Raw genomic sequence first — 16,139 nt, forward strand, 5'->3', positions numbered from 1 at the left:
CGCTTTCACAATCAGCCTCGCCAATGCGAGGCTGATTTTTTGTAGCTACCCCCTACAAACGCACCACCAGCCACTCCCCCTTGCCGACCGGCACCAGCGAGGTGGCAAAGGCCGGATCCTGCCCGACCTCGTTCATCCACTCCACCATCTCGCTGCGATGGGAGATGGCGTTATCGACCACCAGCAGGCCACGGGGTGCCAGCAGGCGGCGGATCTGTGGCCACCATGCCCGGTAGTGCTGACGATCCGAATCGAGGAAGATGAGTTGATAACCGCCTTGCGGCAAGGTCGGTAACAGCTCACCCGCATCCCCTGCCAGCAAGGTTACCCAGGGGGCCAGCCCTGCCCTCTGAAAGTTGTCATGGGCCAGCACGCGCTTATCCTCATCCAGCTCAATGGTGGTCACGTGCCCCTCCAGCCGACGCACCGCTTCTGCCAGCCAGAGTGTGGAGTAACCATTGGAGGTGCCGATCTCCAGCACCGCCTGCGCCCCACGGGTCTGCACCAGCACTGACAGCAACTCCCCTGTGTCGCGGGTGATATTGAGCAGCTTGCGCTGGCGTGCCTGCTGCATGCTGTCATTGCGCTCGCCAAGCTGCTCCAGCTGGCGTTTTAATTGTTCCAGTTCCATCGATATCCCTTTCGTCCTTGCCCAAAACCGTTAGCCCACACCTCCAAGCTTGGCATTTGGGAGTCAAATGATTGCTTTTAACCGCCATTCACACCACAAAGGATGAGAAAAGGACAACCATTTGAGGCAGAATTTGTGACGTCTATCTGTTACACTTCGCGCCCGCCATTTTCCGGCTCACTCTCTGACTTGATGTCAGGCGCAGCCGTCGGTGGTTACAACCTCCGTCTCGCTCATGCCGAGCTAACCAAGCCAAACACAGCCCAGCTGGAACACAGGAACCCATTATGAGATTTGAATCGTTCGATTTTGCCCCCGAGATTTTGCGTGCTGTCTCAGATTGCGGTTATCAGGAGATGACCCCTGTGCAGCAACAGGCGATCCCGGCTATTCGCCGTGGCCGCGATGTGCTGGCCAGCGCCCAGACCGGTACCGGCAAGACCGCCGCCTTCGCCCTGCCCATCTTGCAGCGTCTGGTAGACAATCCGGCTCCGGTCCAGCCTTCCAACGCCCGTGTGCTGATCCTGACCCCGACCCGCGAGCTGGCGGCTCAGGTGGCGAGCAACATCAATGACTTCGCCAAGTATCTCGATATCACCACCATCACCATCGTCGGCGGTGGCAAGCAGGACGTGCAGGCCAAGAAGCTCAAAGCGGGCGCTCACATCATTGTGGCCACCCCGGGCCGTCTGCTGGAGCACCTCACCGCCTGCAACCTCAGCCTCTCCGGCGTCGAGTGTCTGGTGATGGATGAAGCGGATCGCATCCTCGACATGGGCTTCAGTGCCGATGTGCAAAAGATCCTGCAAGCGGTCAACAAGACCCGTCAGAACCTGCTCTTCTCCGCCACCTTCTCCGATGCGGTGAAGAAGCTGGCCAACCTGATGCTGGACAGACCGCAGATCGTCAGCGTCAACAAGCAGAACTCCACCGCCGACACCGTCAGCCACACCGTCTATCCGGTCGAGCAGAAGCGCAAGCGCGAGCTGCTCTCAGAGCTGATTGGCAAGCAGAACTGGCAGCAGGTGCTGGTGTTCGCCAGTACCCGCGAGAGCTGTGATGTGCTGGTCGAGGAGCTGAACCTCGACGGCATCAAGTCCGCCGTGGTCCATGGCGAGAAGGCCCAGGGCAACCGTCGCCGCGCCCTGCGCGAATTCATGGAAGGCAAGGTACGGGTACTGGTCGCCACCGAAGTGGCCGCCCGTGGTCTGGACATTCCGGATCTGGAATACGTGGTCAACTATGATCTGCCGTTCCTGGCGGAAGATTACGTGCACCGCATCGGTCGTACCGGTCGTGCCGGCAAGCGCGGCATGGCCATCTCCTTCGTCAGCCGTGAAGAGGAGCGTACCCTGCTGGAGATCGAGGCCCTGATCGGCCAGAAGATCCGCCGCATCATGGTGCCGGGCTATGAGGTGAGCAGCCGTGACGAGCTGATCAAGCAGTTGCAGGAGCGTCGCCGCTTCGGCAAGCGCCCGCAGCGTGAAGATAACGCCGTAGCCCAGGTGATGGCCGAAGCCAAGCTGCAGGGTCAGCGCCTCAAGCGTCTGGCCGCCGCCAAGAAGCCCCGTCAGCCGAAATAAGGCGGGCAGTTGCTCTATTAAACCGCAAAGGCGCCACTGGCGCCTTTGCCATCTCTGTCATCGGTGTTGGCCCCTGGTGGTCAACTGAAGGATTGCTTATGACCTCTCCGACCTACAATCAGGCCCTGCTCGAGATGGCCACCCAGAGTCTGGCCGAACTGGCCCGCACCGCCGAACAAAAGGCGGGCAAGCGTACTCCGGCGCAAGAGAGCCACTTTCTCTGCACCTGGATGGCCGACTCCCTCAAGGAGAAGCGCTTCTCCCGTCTGGTGATGGAGGATTTGAAAGCTTGGGTGCAACTTGGCCGTACCCTCGGCGCGGGTGCCGATCTCAAGGGATTGCTGGAGCGCATCGCCTTCCAGTACCAGTGCGCCATGACCAACCCGCAACAACTGGGGGCCAAGCTGGCAGCCCTGCTGGATGAGCTGGCAACGGCAGGCTGGCTGGTGCTGACCGAGAGCGAGGTGAACGCCAAGCTGCGCCTGCAATCGGGCGGTCAGCCGAGTCTGGTAGTAAGCCATAGCGAATATGAAGGCCATATCGAGGACGGTGAGCTTGTCAAACCCCTCACCCTCTATGTACGCGGTGACGAGAAGGTGCTGGCCGAGGCGGCCTTCAAGCACGGTCTGCTGCTGAGCCAGGGCAACAAGAAGACCACCCTGGTCAAACACCACAAAGCCTACCGGCTGATGCCGGACAACACCCAACCGGCACTGGCACTGCTGAGCGAGGCTCGCCAAGGTGCCTGATCCCGCCTGTCTTCAGCAATAAAAACGGCAGACCCTTGTGCAGGATCTACCGTTTTTTATTGTTCGATGTTTGATGATGAGGTTGGGTAGTCGTTTAGCGGATCTTGATGCCAATCTGGCCCGCGTCACACCACTCGAACATCACCTCCTCGCTCTTGCCGCAGCAACTGCCACCACAGACACGGCTTTCGCGCTTGATGACCCGCCCCTTGCGCATCCAGACGCCGAGCATGGCCTCCACCGCATCTTCCGAGGTGTGGAAGTGGCGAGCCAGATCACGCCGGCTCACCTTCTGCTGCGCGGCGAGGTAATCCCCCAGCTCGCGCAGGATCATAAGGTCACCACCTTGCGGGCAACGATGTCACCGTGACGGCGACCTGCCCACCAGAGCAACACCAGAGAAAGGCCGTAGCTGACGATCCAGAACAGGCTCTGCTCCGGATGAGCGGCGAAGGTCGCGACCTGATAGAAGAGGGTCGCGCACATAAAGGCCATATAGTTGCACCAAGCGGCGGTAAAGAGCGCCCACTGACGACCGGTTTCCCGCACCAGCGCGCCCATGGCGGCGGCGCAAGGCATGTAGAACAGCACGAACAAGAGGTAGGCAAAGGCACCGGCCGCCCCGTCGAAGTGAGTCTGCATGTTGCCGTAGGTGGAGACATCGACCTCCTGCGCCTCGGCGGCAGCTTTCTGGTCGTCGAGGTTGCCAACATCAAGCCCCATGGGGTCGCTCGGGTTGATCTCCGCCAGATTGGCCGCCACGGCGTCAATCGCCTCGTGGAAACTGGCCACCAGCGAGAACTCACTCTCCTCCTCTGCATCGCCACCACCGGCGTAGAGGCTGTTGAGGGTCCCGACCACCGCCTCTTTGGCGAAGATACCGGTGACGATACCGACTGTAGCCTGCCAATTGTCATCGCGTACACCTATGGGGTGCAGCACCGGGGTCACCGCCTGGCTTATCTTGCTCAGGACCGAGCTCTCCTGCTCCTGATGGCCGAAGCTGCCATCGGTACCCAGGGAGTTAAGCACGCTCAGCACGGCGACCACCAGCACGATGGTTTTACCGGCGCCAAAGACGAAGGATTTGAGCTTCTGCCAGGTCTTGATGGCAACGTTGACCGGACGCGGCCACTCGTAATCCGGCATCTCCATCAGCATGGAGTCGCTCTTGCCCGGCAGCAGGGTGCTGCGCAGCAACAGGCCGGTGAGCACCGCCACCACAATACCGATGAGGTAGAGACCGAACACCAGGTTCTGACCTGACTCGGGGAAGAAAGCCACCGCAAACAGGGCGTAAACCGGCAGACGGGCACCGCACGACATAAAGGGGGCCATGGCGGAGGTCATCAGCCGCTCCCGCTCGGAGTTGAGGGTACGGGTCGCCATCACCGAGGGGACGGTACAACCAAAGCCCATCAGCATCGGCACGAACGCCTTGCCCGGCAGGCCGAGTCGGCGCATCAGGGCATCCACCACGAAGGCGGCACGGGCCAGATAGCCGGAGCTCTCCAGCACCGCGAGGAAGAGATAGAGGCAGCCAATCACCGGAATAAAGGTGGCCACGGTCTGCAAGCCAACGCCAAAGCCGTCCGCCAGAATGGCGCCCAGCCACTCGGGGGCATTGACCAGCCCCAGCAGGTGGTGCACCCCATCGACAAACAGGGCGCCGCCCATGATGTCGAAGAAGTCGATAAAGGCGCTGCCGACGTTGATGGCAAACAGGAACATCAGGTACATGACAAACAGGAAGAAGGGGATGCCAATCCAGCGATTGAGCAGCACCCGATCCAGCCACTCGCTCTGGGCCTCGGTGAGCTTGCCCTTCTGCTGACGAGCCTGTTGTACCCACTGGTGGATATGGCCGTAGCGAATATCCGCCAGTTGCAGGTCGATATCCTGTCCCTGATGGGCGCGAGCCACTACATTGGCGGCGGCCGCCTGCTGACCGGGCAGCAGAGTCTCCTGCATCACCGCATCCTCTTCCAGCAGGCGCAGGGCGCGACCACGGGTAGTGAGGTGATGCGGGGCTAGCAGGGTCTCCAGCTCCGCCAGATCGGTTTCAAGCGCGTGGCCGTAATCGAGCTGCAAGGCGGCTTGCGGCTGACCGATAAACTGCCGGATCTGCTGCTTGAAGGCGGCAACCTGCTTGCTGTTGTGGGCAGAGAGGGCCACTACAGGGCAACCGAGGGATTTGCCGAGCTTGCTCTCGTCGATGACGATGCGGCGCTTTTGCAGGATATCCAGCTTGTTGAGCACCACCACCATAGGCAGGCCCAGTTCGCGCAGTTGCAGCGTGAGGTAGAGGGAGCGCTCCAGATTGGCGGCGTCGATGACGTTGAGCAGCAGGTCGGGTTGTTGGCCCTGGGCAAAGCGGCTGGCGATCTGCTCGTCCAGACTGCCATCCTGACTGGCCAGGCTATAGATGCCGGGCAGATCCATCAGCTTGAAGTGATGCTCACCCGCGCTGAACTCACCCATCTTCTTGTCGACGGTGACGCCACTCCAGTTGCCTACCTGCTGGCGGGCGCCGGTCAGGGCGTTGAACAGGGAGGTCTTGCCGCTATTGGGGTTACCTACCGTTACCAGGGAATAATTCATACCAGCTCTACCTCTATTTTCTTCTGAACCCGCCGCGTGCGTGTGGCAAGCCGCTTTGCAGGTTCGACTTCTTGTCTCTGAACCGCTCCCGGTGACTTTCTTGACCGGAGCGGTAGCCGAACAGGGGGTTATACCGGCTCGACTTCTATTTGCTGGGCCAGACTCTTTTGCATGGAGAGACAGATCCCCTGGCACTGGATCTGGAGCGGGTCCCCCAGGGGGGCGGAGCGCAGATAGATGACTTCAGTCTGGGGCAACAGGCCCATCACCATCAGTTTGCGGCGCAGCGGCCGGGCGAGCTGATTCATATTCTTGATGCGAGCACTCTGTCCCGGTGACAACTGCGTGAGTACCATGACTGACTCCTGAAGTTAAACAATAATAATTCGCTTTTACTTGGGGCATTATAAGCTGTGTCTTCAACTTTTATTTGAGTAAAATCAAACTCCGCTTAGCTAACCCATAAAGTATTGCCATGAGTCACGACAACAACAGCCGCCTCGTTTACAGCACAGATGGCGGCATGATCAAGGAGCAGAGCGCTCCCCAATCCGCCTCCCCCTTCCCCACCGACGGTACCGTGCGCATTCGCCGCGAGACCAAGGGGCGCAAGGGTGCCGGGGTGATCACCATTCATGGCGTACCCGCCGATCAGCAAAAATCCCTGGCCACCCTGCTCAAGAAAAAGTGCGGCACCGGAGGCGGTATCAAGGAGGGGGTGATCGAGATCCAGGGGGATAAACGGGACCTGATCAAAACCGAGCTGGAGAAAGCCGGTTTCAGCGTCAAGCTGGTGGGTGGCTGATCCCCTTGTCACTCATGCGGTTTTTCCCTAGAATGCCCGCTCCCATCGAGGGGGAGTAGTCTCGCACACCGGTGCCATCCATTGCATGAATACCGGTTTGCGACCCTGATCAACATACTTGGTGCCAAATCACCATGGTCAGGGTGATCCATGCCAGCCATGGATTTGACAAGACCTTTGACGGGCCAGTGCCAATACCGGGGACGGATGGCGCAGGCTTGTCTTTGGTTTATAACAATTCCGTCCCCCGGTCATTTTTATGGAAGCCTTGTTAACCTCAACCCTCAGCGTCGCTATTGCCGAAATCGGCGATAAAACCCAGCTGTTGGCGTTGCTGCTCATCTGCCGTTTTCGCAAGCCCTGGCCCATCATCGCCGGCATGCTGGCGGCGACCCTGCTCAACCATGCGGGCGCCGCCTGGATTGGTGAGTTCATCAGCCGCTGGCTCGATCCCAAGATAATGACCTGGCTGGTCGCCATCGCCTTTATCGCCATGGCGATCTGGATTTTGGTGCCGGACAAGATGGATGACGAGGAGAGCTCGCTGGATAAATACGGCCCCTTTATGGCCACCTTCGTGCTCTTCTTCATCGCCGAGATCGGCGACAAGACCCAGATTGCCACCGTGTTACTGGCCGCCAAGTATGACTCGCTGGTACAGGTCATTACCGGGACCACCCTCGGCATGATGCTGGCCAACGTGCCTGTGGTGCTGATCGGCAAGCTGGGGGCAGACAAGCTGCCGCTCAAGGGGATCCGCATCGCCTGCGCCATCCTCTTCGTCGGCCTCGGGGTGAGCACCCTGATCTTTGCCTGATCGCCTTTTCCGCTGACCAAGCCCTCCCCTGTGGAGGGCTTTTTTGTTTGCTGCTGTGTCTAGTGCGTAACCCGCTGTCGCAACCACCAGGCGCAGAGCCAAGGGGCAGTGCACGGTTGCGGGTGCCTCATGCCATAATGGGGCAAACCTCGTGGAGTCCCCCCATGCACAACGTATCAAGAGAGACGCTTCTCGAATGGGTCAAACAGGGACGGCTGGCGCCAGAGAAGCTGGTGGACGCCCTGACCCTCGCCGATCTTCCCCCCCATCCGGCGCGCTGGCAGTGGCTGTTTGACCGGCTGCTGCTCTGGCTCGGTGCCCTCTGCATCGGGGCTGGCCTCATCTTCTTCGTCGCCTTCAACTGGCAAGAGCTGGGCCGGGTCTCCCGCCTCGCCCTGCTGGAGTCACCGCTGCTCGCCATGCTGCTTCTGCTGTGGCGCAAACCGCTGGGGGATACCCCCTGTCAGGCGCTGCTGCTCGCCATCGCCCTCAATATCGGCGCCCTGCTGGCGCTGGTGGGTCAGACCTACCAGACCGGCGCCGATCCCTGGCAGCTGTTCGCCACCTGGGCGCTGATGCTGGTGCCACTGGCGGCATTTGGCCAAAGCCCCCTGCTCTGGGCCTTGAGCTGGCTGCTCGGACAGCTGGCGCTGGTGCTCTACTGGCGGCTCGGCCTGTTCACGTTCTTCTTTACCTTCGATGAAGAGGGATTGGGCTGGTGCCTTACCCTGCTCAACGCCGCCCTCTGGGGTCTGCTTCTGCTGGCGCCAAACCGCTGGCGCCTGATGCCAAGCTGGCTGGCGGGTCTGGCTGCCGGTCTGGGGGCCACCCTGCTCACCCTGCTGGCGCTGTTTGATGCCGCCTCTGCGCTGGTGTGGCCGCTCTGGTTTGGCTGGCTCGCTGCGGCCTATGCTCTCTGGCATCACAGATTTATCGCCGGACTCGCCATGGGGTGCCTCAGTCTGATTGCCGTCATCCTCGCCACCCTTGGTAAATGGATGGAGCCCGACATCAACGGCTTCTTGCTGCTGAGCCTGATTGCCATCGGCCTTTCGGTCACCGCCGCCCGCTGGCTGCAACAACAACGGAGGTCTCATGAGTGATCTGACCCTTTGGCAAGCACTGCAACAGGCCAATCTGGTGGAAGGGGATCAGCCCCGTGATACCCAACCCCACTGGTCGAGCCGCTTTCTGCTCGGGCTGGTGGGCTGGATTGCCGCCCTGTTCCTGCTCTTTTTCCTGTTTCTCACCTTCGAGCAGCTGACCCGCGAGGCCAACAGTGCCCTGCTGCTCGGGGCCGTGCTGCTGGCGGGGGCCTATGCCCTCAATCGCAGCCAAAGCGGCGATCTCTGGGATCAGTTCGTGCTGGCCCTCACCCTGGCGGCCGATGCCTGGCTGCTCTATGGCCTGCTCGATCAGCTGGACCTTCATCACGCCCTGCTCTGGTTTGGGTTATGCCTGCTCTCCCTTGCCATCGCCGTGCTGTTCGATCACTGGCTGGTGCGGCTGTTTCACAGCGTGGCGGCAGCCCTGCTGCTCACCCTTGGTCTCGCCTGCCTCGGGCTGCAACTGCTGGCGCTGCCGCTGGTGATGGCGGCCATCGCCTTCTGCTGGCTGCGGGCAGATAGGGATCCAGAGCGTCACCAGCTCTACCACTCCATCACGTTGGGGCTGGCCCTCTCCCTGCTGGTGCTGGGCCGTCTGCACCACCCGCTGTGGGATGGCGGCAGCAGCGTGCTGGACGAGCTGGGGCTGTCCCGCCTGCCGCTCTGGCTCAATCCGCTGATCTGCGCCGCCCTGCTGCTGGCGGTGATGGTGAAACTCAAGCTCCCCCTGCTGTTTGGCCTGCCGCTGGTGCTGATCAGCGCCATCATCCCCGGCATGGGGGCAGGCGCACTGGTGCTGATCCTCGGGTTTTATGCCGGCAGTCTGGGGCTGATGACCCTCTCGGCCCTGCTGCTGCTCGGCTATGGCTCGCTCTATTACTACGATCTGGGGCTCACCCTGATGACCAAATCCTGGCTGCTGCTGGGCTCCGGCATCCTGCTGCTGGGGGCCCGCCAGCTGCTCACCACCTTCGCGGCAAGGAGCGACTCATGAAACCTGTGACCCGACAACTCGCCCTGTTGCTGAGCGGCCTCGCCATCTTGGCGGGCATCAATGCCACCGTCTGGCGCTATGAGCACGCCATGAGCAGCGGCGAAGTGGTGCTGCTGCGGCTCGCTCCGGTCGATCCCCGCTCTCTGATGCAGGGGGATTACATGCGGCTCAACTATGAAATTGCCCGCGAGCTGACCAGCCGCGACGCCCAAACTACTCAAAACAAGGGCAGCGACACCCTGGTGATACGCCTCGATGCCCATCAGGTGGCCACTCTGGTGGCCGATGGCAAACCGGATCGACTCGCCAGCGATGAGCGGCTATTGCAGGTGCACCAGAGCGAGCGGCAGTGGCAGATCGGCCCCGATGCCTACTTCTTTGAAGAGGGCACGGGGGAGCAGTATGAAGCGGCCCGCTACGGCGAGTTCCGGCTGCAAGCGGATGGCAAGACCCTGCTGGTGGGGCTGCGGGATGAGGCCTACCAGCCCATCGGGCAGATCCGCGCCCGCTGGTAACGGCAGTGAGTGGCTATTTACTCTGTTCATGGTCACACTCAAGGGAAGGTTGATCGCTAAGGATGTTCCCAATGAGGATATGGCTGATCTGTCATCTGTTGCTGCTCTGCTGGGCCTCGACGGCCCGGGCTGATCTGGGCAAGCTCGAGTACCTCACCGAAGAGTACCCCCCCTACAACTACAGCGATCCGCAAGGCCAGCCCACCGGCCTTGCGGTCGATCTGCTGCAGATGATCTGGCAGCACAGCGGCGTGACACCCCAGCCGGTGCGCATCCTGCCCTGGGCGCGGGGTTATTACTTGCTAACCCAGAAGCCCAATGTGGTGCTCTTCTCCACCGCCCGCACCCAGGCGCGGGAAGACCTCTTCAAGTGGGTATGCCCCATCGGCTACTCGGAGTACATACTGCTGGGCCGCAAAGCGCAGAACATCACCCTGACCGCCTTCGAACAGATGAGCCAATACAAGATCAGCGCGGTGCGCTCGGATGCCGCCGAGCAGTTGCTGCTCAACAACGGCATGGATGACAACAACATCATCCCGGCCAACCGCCTGTCGCAGGGGTTGAAGATGCTGCTCTCCGGCCGCGCCGACCTGCTCGCCACCAGCAAGCTGGCAGGATATGACGCCATCCGCGAACTAAAGCTCAATGGCGACGACTTCAACGTGGCCATGGTGCTGAGCGCCGAGCAGCTCTGCTACGCCTTCAGCCGTCAGGTGCCCGACAGCGAGATCACCCTCTTTCAGCAGGGCCTGACCCGCGCCCTCGCCTCGGAGGAGTTTCGCAAATTGCAGGCCAAATACCTGCCGGTACGCTGAGCACTCACTCACCCGATGGGCAGCGGTTCGCTGCCCATTTTATTGATGAAAGATGCAATAGAGGTGGCTAGCTATTCCCGCCGCAAGCAGTCAAACTGGGCTACATAGTTGATTGTGAAGGATCTTTCCCGTGCGGACATGGCACCTACCTCATCTGCTACTGCTCTTGTGGGCCACCTTCGCGCAGGCCGATCCGGGCAAGCTCGAGTATCTGAGCGAAATCTCTCCCCCGTTTAATTTCAGCGACCAGCAAGGGATGCCGACCGGATTGTCGGTAGAGCTGATGCAGCTTATCTGGAAAGCGCGCGGCGTGTCGCCCCAGCCCATCCGCATTATGCCCTGGGCCCGGGGCTACAACCTGCTGCAACAAAAACCCAATGTGGTGCTGTTTGCCACCGCCCGCACCCCGCAGCGGGAAGCGCTCTTCAAGTGGGCCTGCCCCATCGATCACTCGGAGTTTGTGCTGCTGGGGCGCAAGGCGGACAACATCACCCTCGGCTCGGAGGCCGAGATCAGCCGCTACAAGGTCGGCGTGGTGCGCTCTACCGTCTCCAAACAGCTGCTGCTCGAACGCGGTATCGATGAGCGCCAGCTGATGCTGGCCAACCGCCTCACCCAAGCGGCCAAGATGCTCACCTCAGGTCGCGCCGATCTGTTTGCGACCAACAAGCTGGCGGGCTATCAAACCCTGCAGCAGCTCGGCTTCAAGCCGGATGACTTTCATGTCGCCTTCGTGCTGGATGCCAGACCGCTCTGCTACGCCTTCAGCCGTCAGGTGCCCGACAGCGAGGTCGCCCTCTTTCAGCAGGCGCTGACCCATGTCGTCGCCTCAGCGGATTTCTCGGCCCTGCAAGCCAAATACCTGCCGCTGCGCTAACGTCCTGATCGCCGCCGACATTGGGCGCGGGACGGGACTGTGCACCCGAGCTTTTTTGCCAAACATGCTCCGTCGCCTTGGCGAAATCGGCCAGCTTGGTCACACTTGAGCAGATATTCCCTTGATCAGGATGGCAAAAATGAAACCATGGATTGGATTGGCCGGGGCGCTGCTGGCCACCCTCGCACAGGCGAGTCCTGAGCTCGGCAAACTGCACTACATCACCGAAGAGTACAAACCCTACAACTACGCCGATGCCAGCGGCGCCCCCACCGGCCTCGCAGTCGAGCTGCTGCAACTGGTGTGGAAAAAGACCAATACACCGGCGCAGCCCATCACCATCATGCCGTGGGCCCGCGGCTACTACCTGCTGACCCAAAAGCCCAATGCGGTGCTCTTCTCCACCGCCCGCACCCAGGCGCGGGATCCCCTGTTCAAGTGGGCCTGTCCCGTCGGCTATATCGAAGTCGTGCTGGTAGGGTTGGCCGAGCGCAATATCACCATCACCAAGCTCGACGATGCCAAGGCGTTCAATATCGGCGCGGTGCGGGCCGATGTGGGGGAGCAACTGCTGCTCAACAACGGCTTTGACGAGACCAGGCTGATGACTGCCAATCGGCTATCACAAGCGCTCAAGATGCTCACCTCCGGCCGGGTTGATCTGCTGTCAACTCACAAGACCACCATGGAGATGCTGGTCGCAGAGCAAAAGATCGACCCAGCCAGCTTCAAGGAGCAGTGGGTGCTGAGCTCGGAGCAGCTCTGCTTCGCCTTCAGCCATCCGGTGAGCGACGAGCTGGTCAAGGAGTTCCAGACCGGCTTGACCCAGGTGCTGGCAAGCAGCGAATACCCGCTGCTGCACAGCAAATACTTCCCTACCCCCGCCGCCAAATAGCGGCGTCGAGCGCCAATAACAAGGGGCCCACTGCGGGCCCCTTCGCTTTTTTCCGTTTGCGCTCCACTCTATTTACCGGTTGCGCTCCCCTCGCAGCGTCAACCCACCGCCCCGCCACGACCAAACCCCGGCAACCAACAACTAATCACTAATTAATAAAAGTTTGTGCCAGCGCAAAAAATCACTCTTTTCTGATAGTTAGCTCATCAAAACCATAGATAAGACCACTCTGGCTCCGTAATATGGCGACGGGCGTCTGTTGACCCCTTTTCCGAGATCAATGGTCAACGGCGCAATCTGGTAGCGACAGTCAGGGGCGGTAGCGACTTTAGCGTAGGGTCGATTAGCGAAGCGTAATCGTCCGCGGTAACCGTCCCCTCTCCCCTTGCGGGAGAGGGCTAGGGTGAGGGGTCGGTAACGTCTTTGCCCTGCAACAAGGTATTGGCATGGCTTCGCCAGTAGGGTCGATTAGCGAAGCGTAATCGTCCGCGGTAACCGTCCCCTCTCCCCTTGCGGGAGAGGGCTAGGGTGAGGGGGTCGGTAACGTCATTGCATAGCGGAATATCGCCAGCCTAAATGGCATGGCTTCGCCATGCAGGACACGAGGACTCCGTCCTCGACGGGGTTTCGCCGCCGCTACGCGGCTTGGCGAGTGACTTTGGAAAGACCCAAAGTCACCAAAGGCCTAATCCCCCACTTGTTCGCCCTCCTGCGTCGGGTTCCCTCGGTTCAGGCAAAAGGTCTGGCGGAACGACGCAGACGGTACATCCCTGTACCGCCTGCGTCTGCGCCGTCGTCCATGACGGCGCTCCTGACCTTGTGCCCTCACCTCAGCGAACAACAGGGGGAACACACCCAACGCGCCGCCCCGAGGCCGGTTAACAGGCGTAGGGTGCACCAAGCGCAGCGCATTGCACCGCGGTAACACTCCCCAACCTATTCGGGGCAAAGATCGGGCGGGTTGTTATCTCACAGCCAACCCCTCGCCCACCCCATGGCGAGAGCAGATTGTCGCACCTATGCAACAGGCTCTATCGATATGGTTGCATAGGTGAAAATCATGGTGTCAGAGCTGCAAGTGGCGCTGATATCTATCGTGGAACGGTTATATATAGAATGCCCGACAGTATGTATTTCACCGAAATAACACCTTATTTCTCGAACGTCCGATTACGCTTCGCTAATCGAACTTATGTCCATATTCCCACCTGAATCAAAGTGATTTACGAAAATGTAAGAGGAATAAATGAAAATTGATATACACGTTCACACTAAAAAAACAAAAACAGGTGATGCACAAACCAGAAATATTACACCATCTGATTTTGCAAAAATCATTCAATCTACAAACGTAAAAATAATAGCAATAACAAATCATAACGCTTTTGATCTAGAACAATTCAACGCTATGGAAACATGTCTAGATGGTGCAGCTCAAATATGGCCTGGAATTGAATTAGATATTGTTGACAATGACAAAAGATCCCATCTGATTGTAATTGTCTCCCCTAATAACAGAGACTATTTTAAAGCAACAGTTGATAGTTTAATACAGGGTGTATCGCCAGACGACTTCACTATTTCCATCGAAGATACAATAAAGTATCTTGAGCCTCTCGAGCCTTTGTACATAGCACATTACAAAGGGAAAAAGCCAGAAATGGCAGACTCTACTGTTGCGAAAATTTTAGAACTAGGCATACCTGACACTCGCTTCATTAAAGAAGCAACTAATGCCATATCTGCCGGAATATTTATTTCACATGGTCATAAATCGCTATACGGTTCAGATGTACAAGACTGGGGTAAATATACTGAAATCTCAAATAGCCTTCCAGAACTGAGACTTAAAGTTGACAGTTTTGAACACTTTCTGCTTTTGCTATCAAAAGACATACCAACAATAAATACAGCTCTTGATAAAAAACAATCGGAAACTATAAATCTCATTCCATTTGAAGATGACACAAAAGTATCAATTAGAGTTTTCAATGACATCAATATAATTTTTGGCCCAAAAGGAACAGGCAAGACAAAAATTCTCGAAGCAATCGCCAAGCACTATTCAAATAACGGGATACAATCGTCCGTTTTTTCATCCTCACCAGAGACGCTTTCTGATAAATTCGATTTAAAAGGGAAAAATATTACATTTGATCTAGAAAGGCACGGAATAGAATCATGTAGAGATGAAATACAGCAACTCAAAGCTGCCACCGAATGTGATATTACCAGTTTAAATCAATATAAACAGTACATTCAAAATGAAGCAAAAAACAAAAATGCTCAAGTGATTAAAATTAAGGACTTCCCAACCCAATCGTCACCATTCGCCGAAGATTTAAAAGAACATATTGATGCCAATGAAAAATTAAATGAGGTTTTACAACTACTTCAAGAAAACAAAGTAATTAATGCTGAAATAAACAATTCTGTAGAGTACGCTTCAATAATAGACACAATAAAATCCTTATCCAATAAAATACTCAATAAATCGTGGGGGTTTTTCCTTGATATAAAGTCTGTAGAGTTAGTTAACTCTGCCTCCAAATGCTACAGCAATGAAGTTGCAAGAAAAACAGGTGTACAAAGCCGCCCAGCCAGTACTGGATTCAGTAAATTTGCTAAGAATCGAATTGGAATACTCACAAAGAGTAAAACCATCTTAGATAATATCAAAAAAAACATTCCGACTGAAACCTGTATTGCGGGAAACCTTGGCGCTGACAAGGGTGTTCTAATCTGTTCAACTGATTATAAAATACAAACAGGCACACTTCATGATGCCAATTACACATCTAATTTTGATATAAGAAAAAACAGCCAAAAAGAATTTTCAACATTAATGGATAGCATATTCAAAACAGCACTACAGAGTAATATTTTTGATTCTATAACAAAGTTAAACAACATAGATGACATTGAAAAGATAAATTCCATTGATGATTTGGTATTATTCTGGAGACGATTTACCTTAGAGGGTAATTGCTACTCGCCATCCAATGGTGAATGCTCCATGCTTAACCTTCATAATGAACTTTATGAAGAAAAAGATATATATATACTTGATGAACCAGAAAGAAGCCTTGGCAATGACTATATAAACGATGTAATTATTCCATTAATTAAAAACAAAGCAACTCAAGGAAAAAAGGTTTTTATATCAACACATGATGCAAATATTGCCGTAAGAACCCTCCCCTATAACTCAATATATAGATGCCATGACCGGAATGGATATTCAACATACATTGGAAATCCATTTTCAAACGACCTAATCTCCACTACTGACGCAAGAGAAAAAATTAATTGGAAAATTATTGGCATGAAAACTTTGGAAGGTGGCGAAAGCGCATTTGGCGAAAGAGGTAAAATATATGGACTACGTTGATGCTAGAGTGATAAATATTGAAGATAACCACTACATTGAAATATATATTGAACCAATGGTCAGAATCCCAATATCTAGTGATGAGCCAAACAATGTCAAAAGTGCATTCGGAACCATATTGACGAGATTAAGAAATGGACTTTTTCAAATAAACTTACTAGAAGAGCCGCAACAAAATCTTTTTTATCTTGTTGCTGTGGAATATATAGGACAACTTAACGCCGAGCTCACTGAGGTATTTCATGAGTTAGAGCGACATGGTTTTGTTGAAGAATAACAAATATAGTCAGGTCGCGGTATTGGTGCCCCCTGCAAACCGCCGAGTCGAGTTCAACGGGTCAGGAGCGCCATCAGGGA

Annotated in this window: 16 protein-coding genes; 12 read left to right on the forward strand and 4 right to left on the reverse strand. The window is 56.6% G+C overall.

Going from position 1 to position 16,139, the window contains the following annotated elements:
- Nucleotides 1–52: 52 nt before the first annotated feature.
- Entirely contained in the window at nt 53–631 is a 579-nt protein-coding gene (locus ACTG2S_RS14095; RefSeq protein WP_279498423.1) for an O-methyltransferase, read from the reverse strand.
- 287 nt (nt 632–918) lie between these two features.
- Between ACTG2S_RS14095 and ACTG2S_RS14100 the strand changes: the two genes are divergently transcribed.
- The gene (locus ACTG2S_RS14100) at nt 919–2,214 is read left to right on the forward strand and encodes a DEAD/DEAH box helicase (RefSeq protein ID WP_005337380.1); all 1,296 of its coding nucleotides are present in this window, start codon (nt 919–921) and stop codon (nt 2,212–2,214) included.
- Nucleotides 2,215–2,312: 98 nt separating this feature from the next.
- Entirely contained in the window at nt 2,313–2,963 is a 651-nt protein-coding gene (locus tag ACTG2S_RS14105) for a DUF2913 family protein (RefSeq protein WP_274161732.1), read from the forward strand.
- 94 nt (nt 2,964–3,057) lie between these two features.
- Here ACTG2S_RS14105 and ACTG2S_RS14110 read toward each other — a convergent pair whose 3' ends face one another.
- The 3 genes from ACTG2S_RS14110 to ACTG2S_RS14120 form a co-directional block, all read right to left on the reverse strand.
- Nucleotides 3,058–3,297 carry a FeoC-like transcriptional regulator gene (locus ACTG2S_RS14110; RefSeq protein ID WP_005350974.1) on the reverse strand — a complete coding sequence of 80 codons (240 nt, stop codon included), beginning with the start codon at nt 3,295–3,297 and terminating at the stop codon, nt 3,058–3,060.
- Nucleotides 3,294–5,564 (reverse strand): Fe(2+) transporter permease subunit FeoB, encoded by a 2,271-nt coding sequence (feoB, locus tag ACTG2S_RS14115; RefSeq protein WP_439982667.1) that lies wholly within the window; start codon nt 5,562–5,564, stop codon nt 3,294–3,296. The genes ACTG2S_RS14110 and feoB overlap by 4 nt, the downstream gene beginning before the upstream one ends.
- A gap of 128 nt (nt 5,565–5,692) precedes the next feature.
- Nucleotides 5,693–5,920: a FeoA family protein gene (locus ACTG2S_RS14120; RefSeq protein ID WP_005337384.1), complete on the reverse strand. Its 228-nt coding sequence runs from the start codon at nt 5,918–5,920 to the stop codon at nt 5,693–5,695.
- Nucleotides 5,921–6,039: 119 nt separating this feature from the next.
- Between ACTG2S_RS14120 and ACTG2S_RS14125 the strand changes: the two genes are divergently transcribed.
- From ACTG2S_RS14125 to ACTG2S_RS14170, 10 genes are all read left to right on the forward strand, one after another.
- Nucleotides 6,040–6,369: a translation initiation factor gene (locus tag ACTG2S_RS14125; protein ID WP_005337385.1), complete on the forward strand. Its 330-nt coding sequence runs from the start codon at nt 6,040–6,042 to the stop codon at nt 6,367–6,369.
- Nucleotides 6,370–6,628: 259 nt separating this feature from the next.
- Nucleotides 6,629–7,186: a TMEM165/GDT1 family protein gene (locus tag ACTG2S_RS14130; RefSeq protein WP_005337386.1), complete on the forward strand. Its 558-nt coding sequence runs from the start codon at nt 6,629–6,631 to the stop codon at nt 7,184–7,186.
- Nucleotides 7,187–7,350: 164 nt separating this feature from the next.
- The gene (locus tag ACTG2S_RS14135) at nt 7,351–8,289 is read left to right on the forward strand and encodes a DUF2157 domain-containing protein (RefSeq protein WP_274161734.1); all 939 of its coding nucleotides are present in this window, start codon (nt 7,351–7,353) and stop codon (nt 8,287–8,289) included.
- Nucleotides 8,282–9,286: a DUF4401 domain-containing protein gene (locus ACTG2S_RS14140; RefSeq protein WP_274161735.1), complete on the forward strand. Its 1,005-nt coding sequence runs from the start codon at nt 8,282–8,284 to the stop codon at nt 9,284–9,286. Before ACTG2S_RS14135 ends, ACTG2S_RS14140 begins: the two co-directional genes overlap by 8 nt.
- Nucleotides 9,283–9,801 carry a GDYXXLXY domain-containing protein gene (locus ACTG2S_RS14145; protein WP_042056215.1) on the forward strand — a complete coding sequence of 173 codons (519 nt, stop codon included), beginning with the start codon at nt 9,283–9,285 and terminating at the stop codon, nt 9,799–9,801. Before ACTG2S_RS14140 ends, ACTG2S_RS14145 begins: the two co-directional genes overlap by 4 nt.
- A gap of 71 nt (nt 9,802–9,872) precedes the next feature.
- Entirely contained in the window at nt 9,873–10,619 is a 747-nt protein-coding gene (locus ACTG2S_RS14150) for a substrate-binding periplasmic protein (RefSeq protein ID WP_274161736.1), read from the forward strand.
- Between the two features lie 130 nt (nt 10,620–10,749).
- Nucleotides 10,750–11,496: a substrate-binding periplasmic protein gene (locus ACTG2S_RS14155; protein ID WP_139442610.1), complete on the forward strand. Its 747-nt coding sequence runs from the start codon at nt 10,750–10,752 to the stop codon at nt 11,494–11,496.
- Between the two features lie 139 nt (nt 11,497–11,635).
- On the forward strand, nt 11,636–12,391 hold the full coding sequence (locus tag ACTG2S_RS14160) for a substrate-binding periplasmic protein (RefSeq protein WP_042083703.1): 756 nt from the start codon (nt 11,636–11,638) through the stop codon (nt 12,389–12,391).
- 1,246 nt (nt 12,392–13,637) lie between these two features.
- Nucleotides 13,638–15,782 (forward strand): hypothetical protein, encoded by a 2,145-nt coding sequence (locus tag ACTG2S_RS14165; RefSeq protein ID WP_439982671.1) that lies wholly within the window; start codon nt 13,638–13,640, stop codon nt 15,780–15,782.
- A complete protein-coding gene (locus tag ACTG2S_RS14170; protein ID WP_439982672.1) occupies nt 15,769–16,059 on the forward strand; it encodes a hypothetical protein in 291 nt (96 codons plus the stop codon). Before ACTG2S_RS14165 ends, ACTG2S_RS14170 begins: the two co-directional genes overlap by 14 nt.
- Nucleotides 16,060–16,139 lie beyond the last annotated feature (80 nt).

The organism is Aeromonas sp. 82P, assembly GCF_051919365.1.
GTDB classification, from domain to species: domain Bacteria; phylum Pseudomonadota; class Gammaproteobacteria; order Enterobacterales; family Aeromonadaceae; genus Aeromonas; species Aeromonas veronii.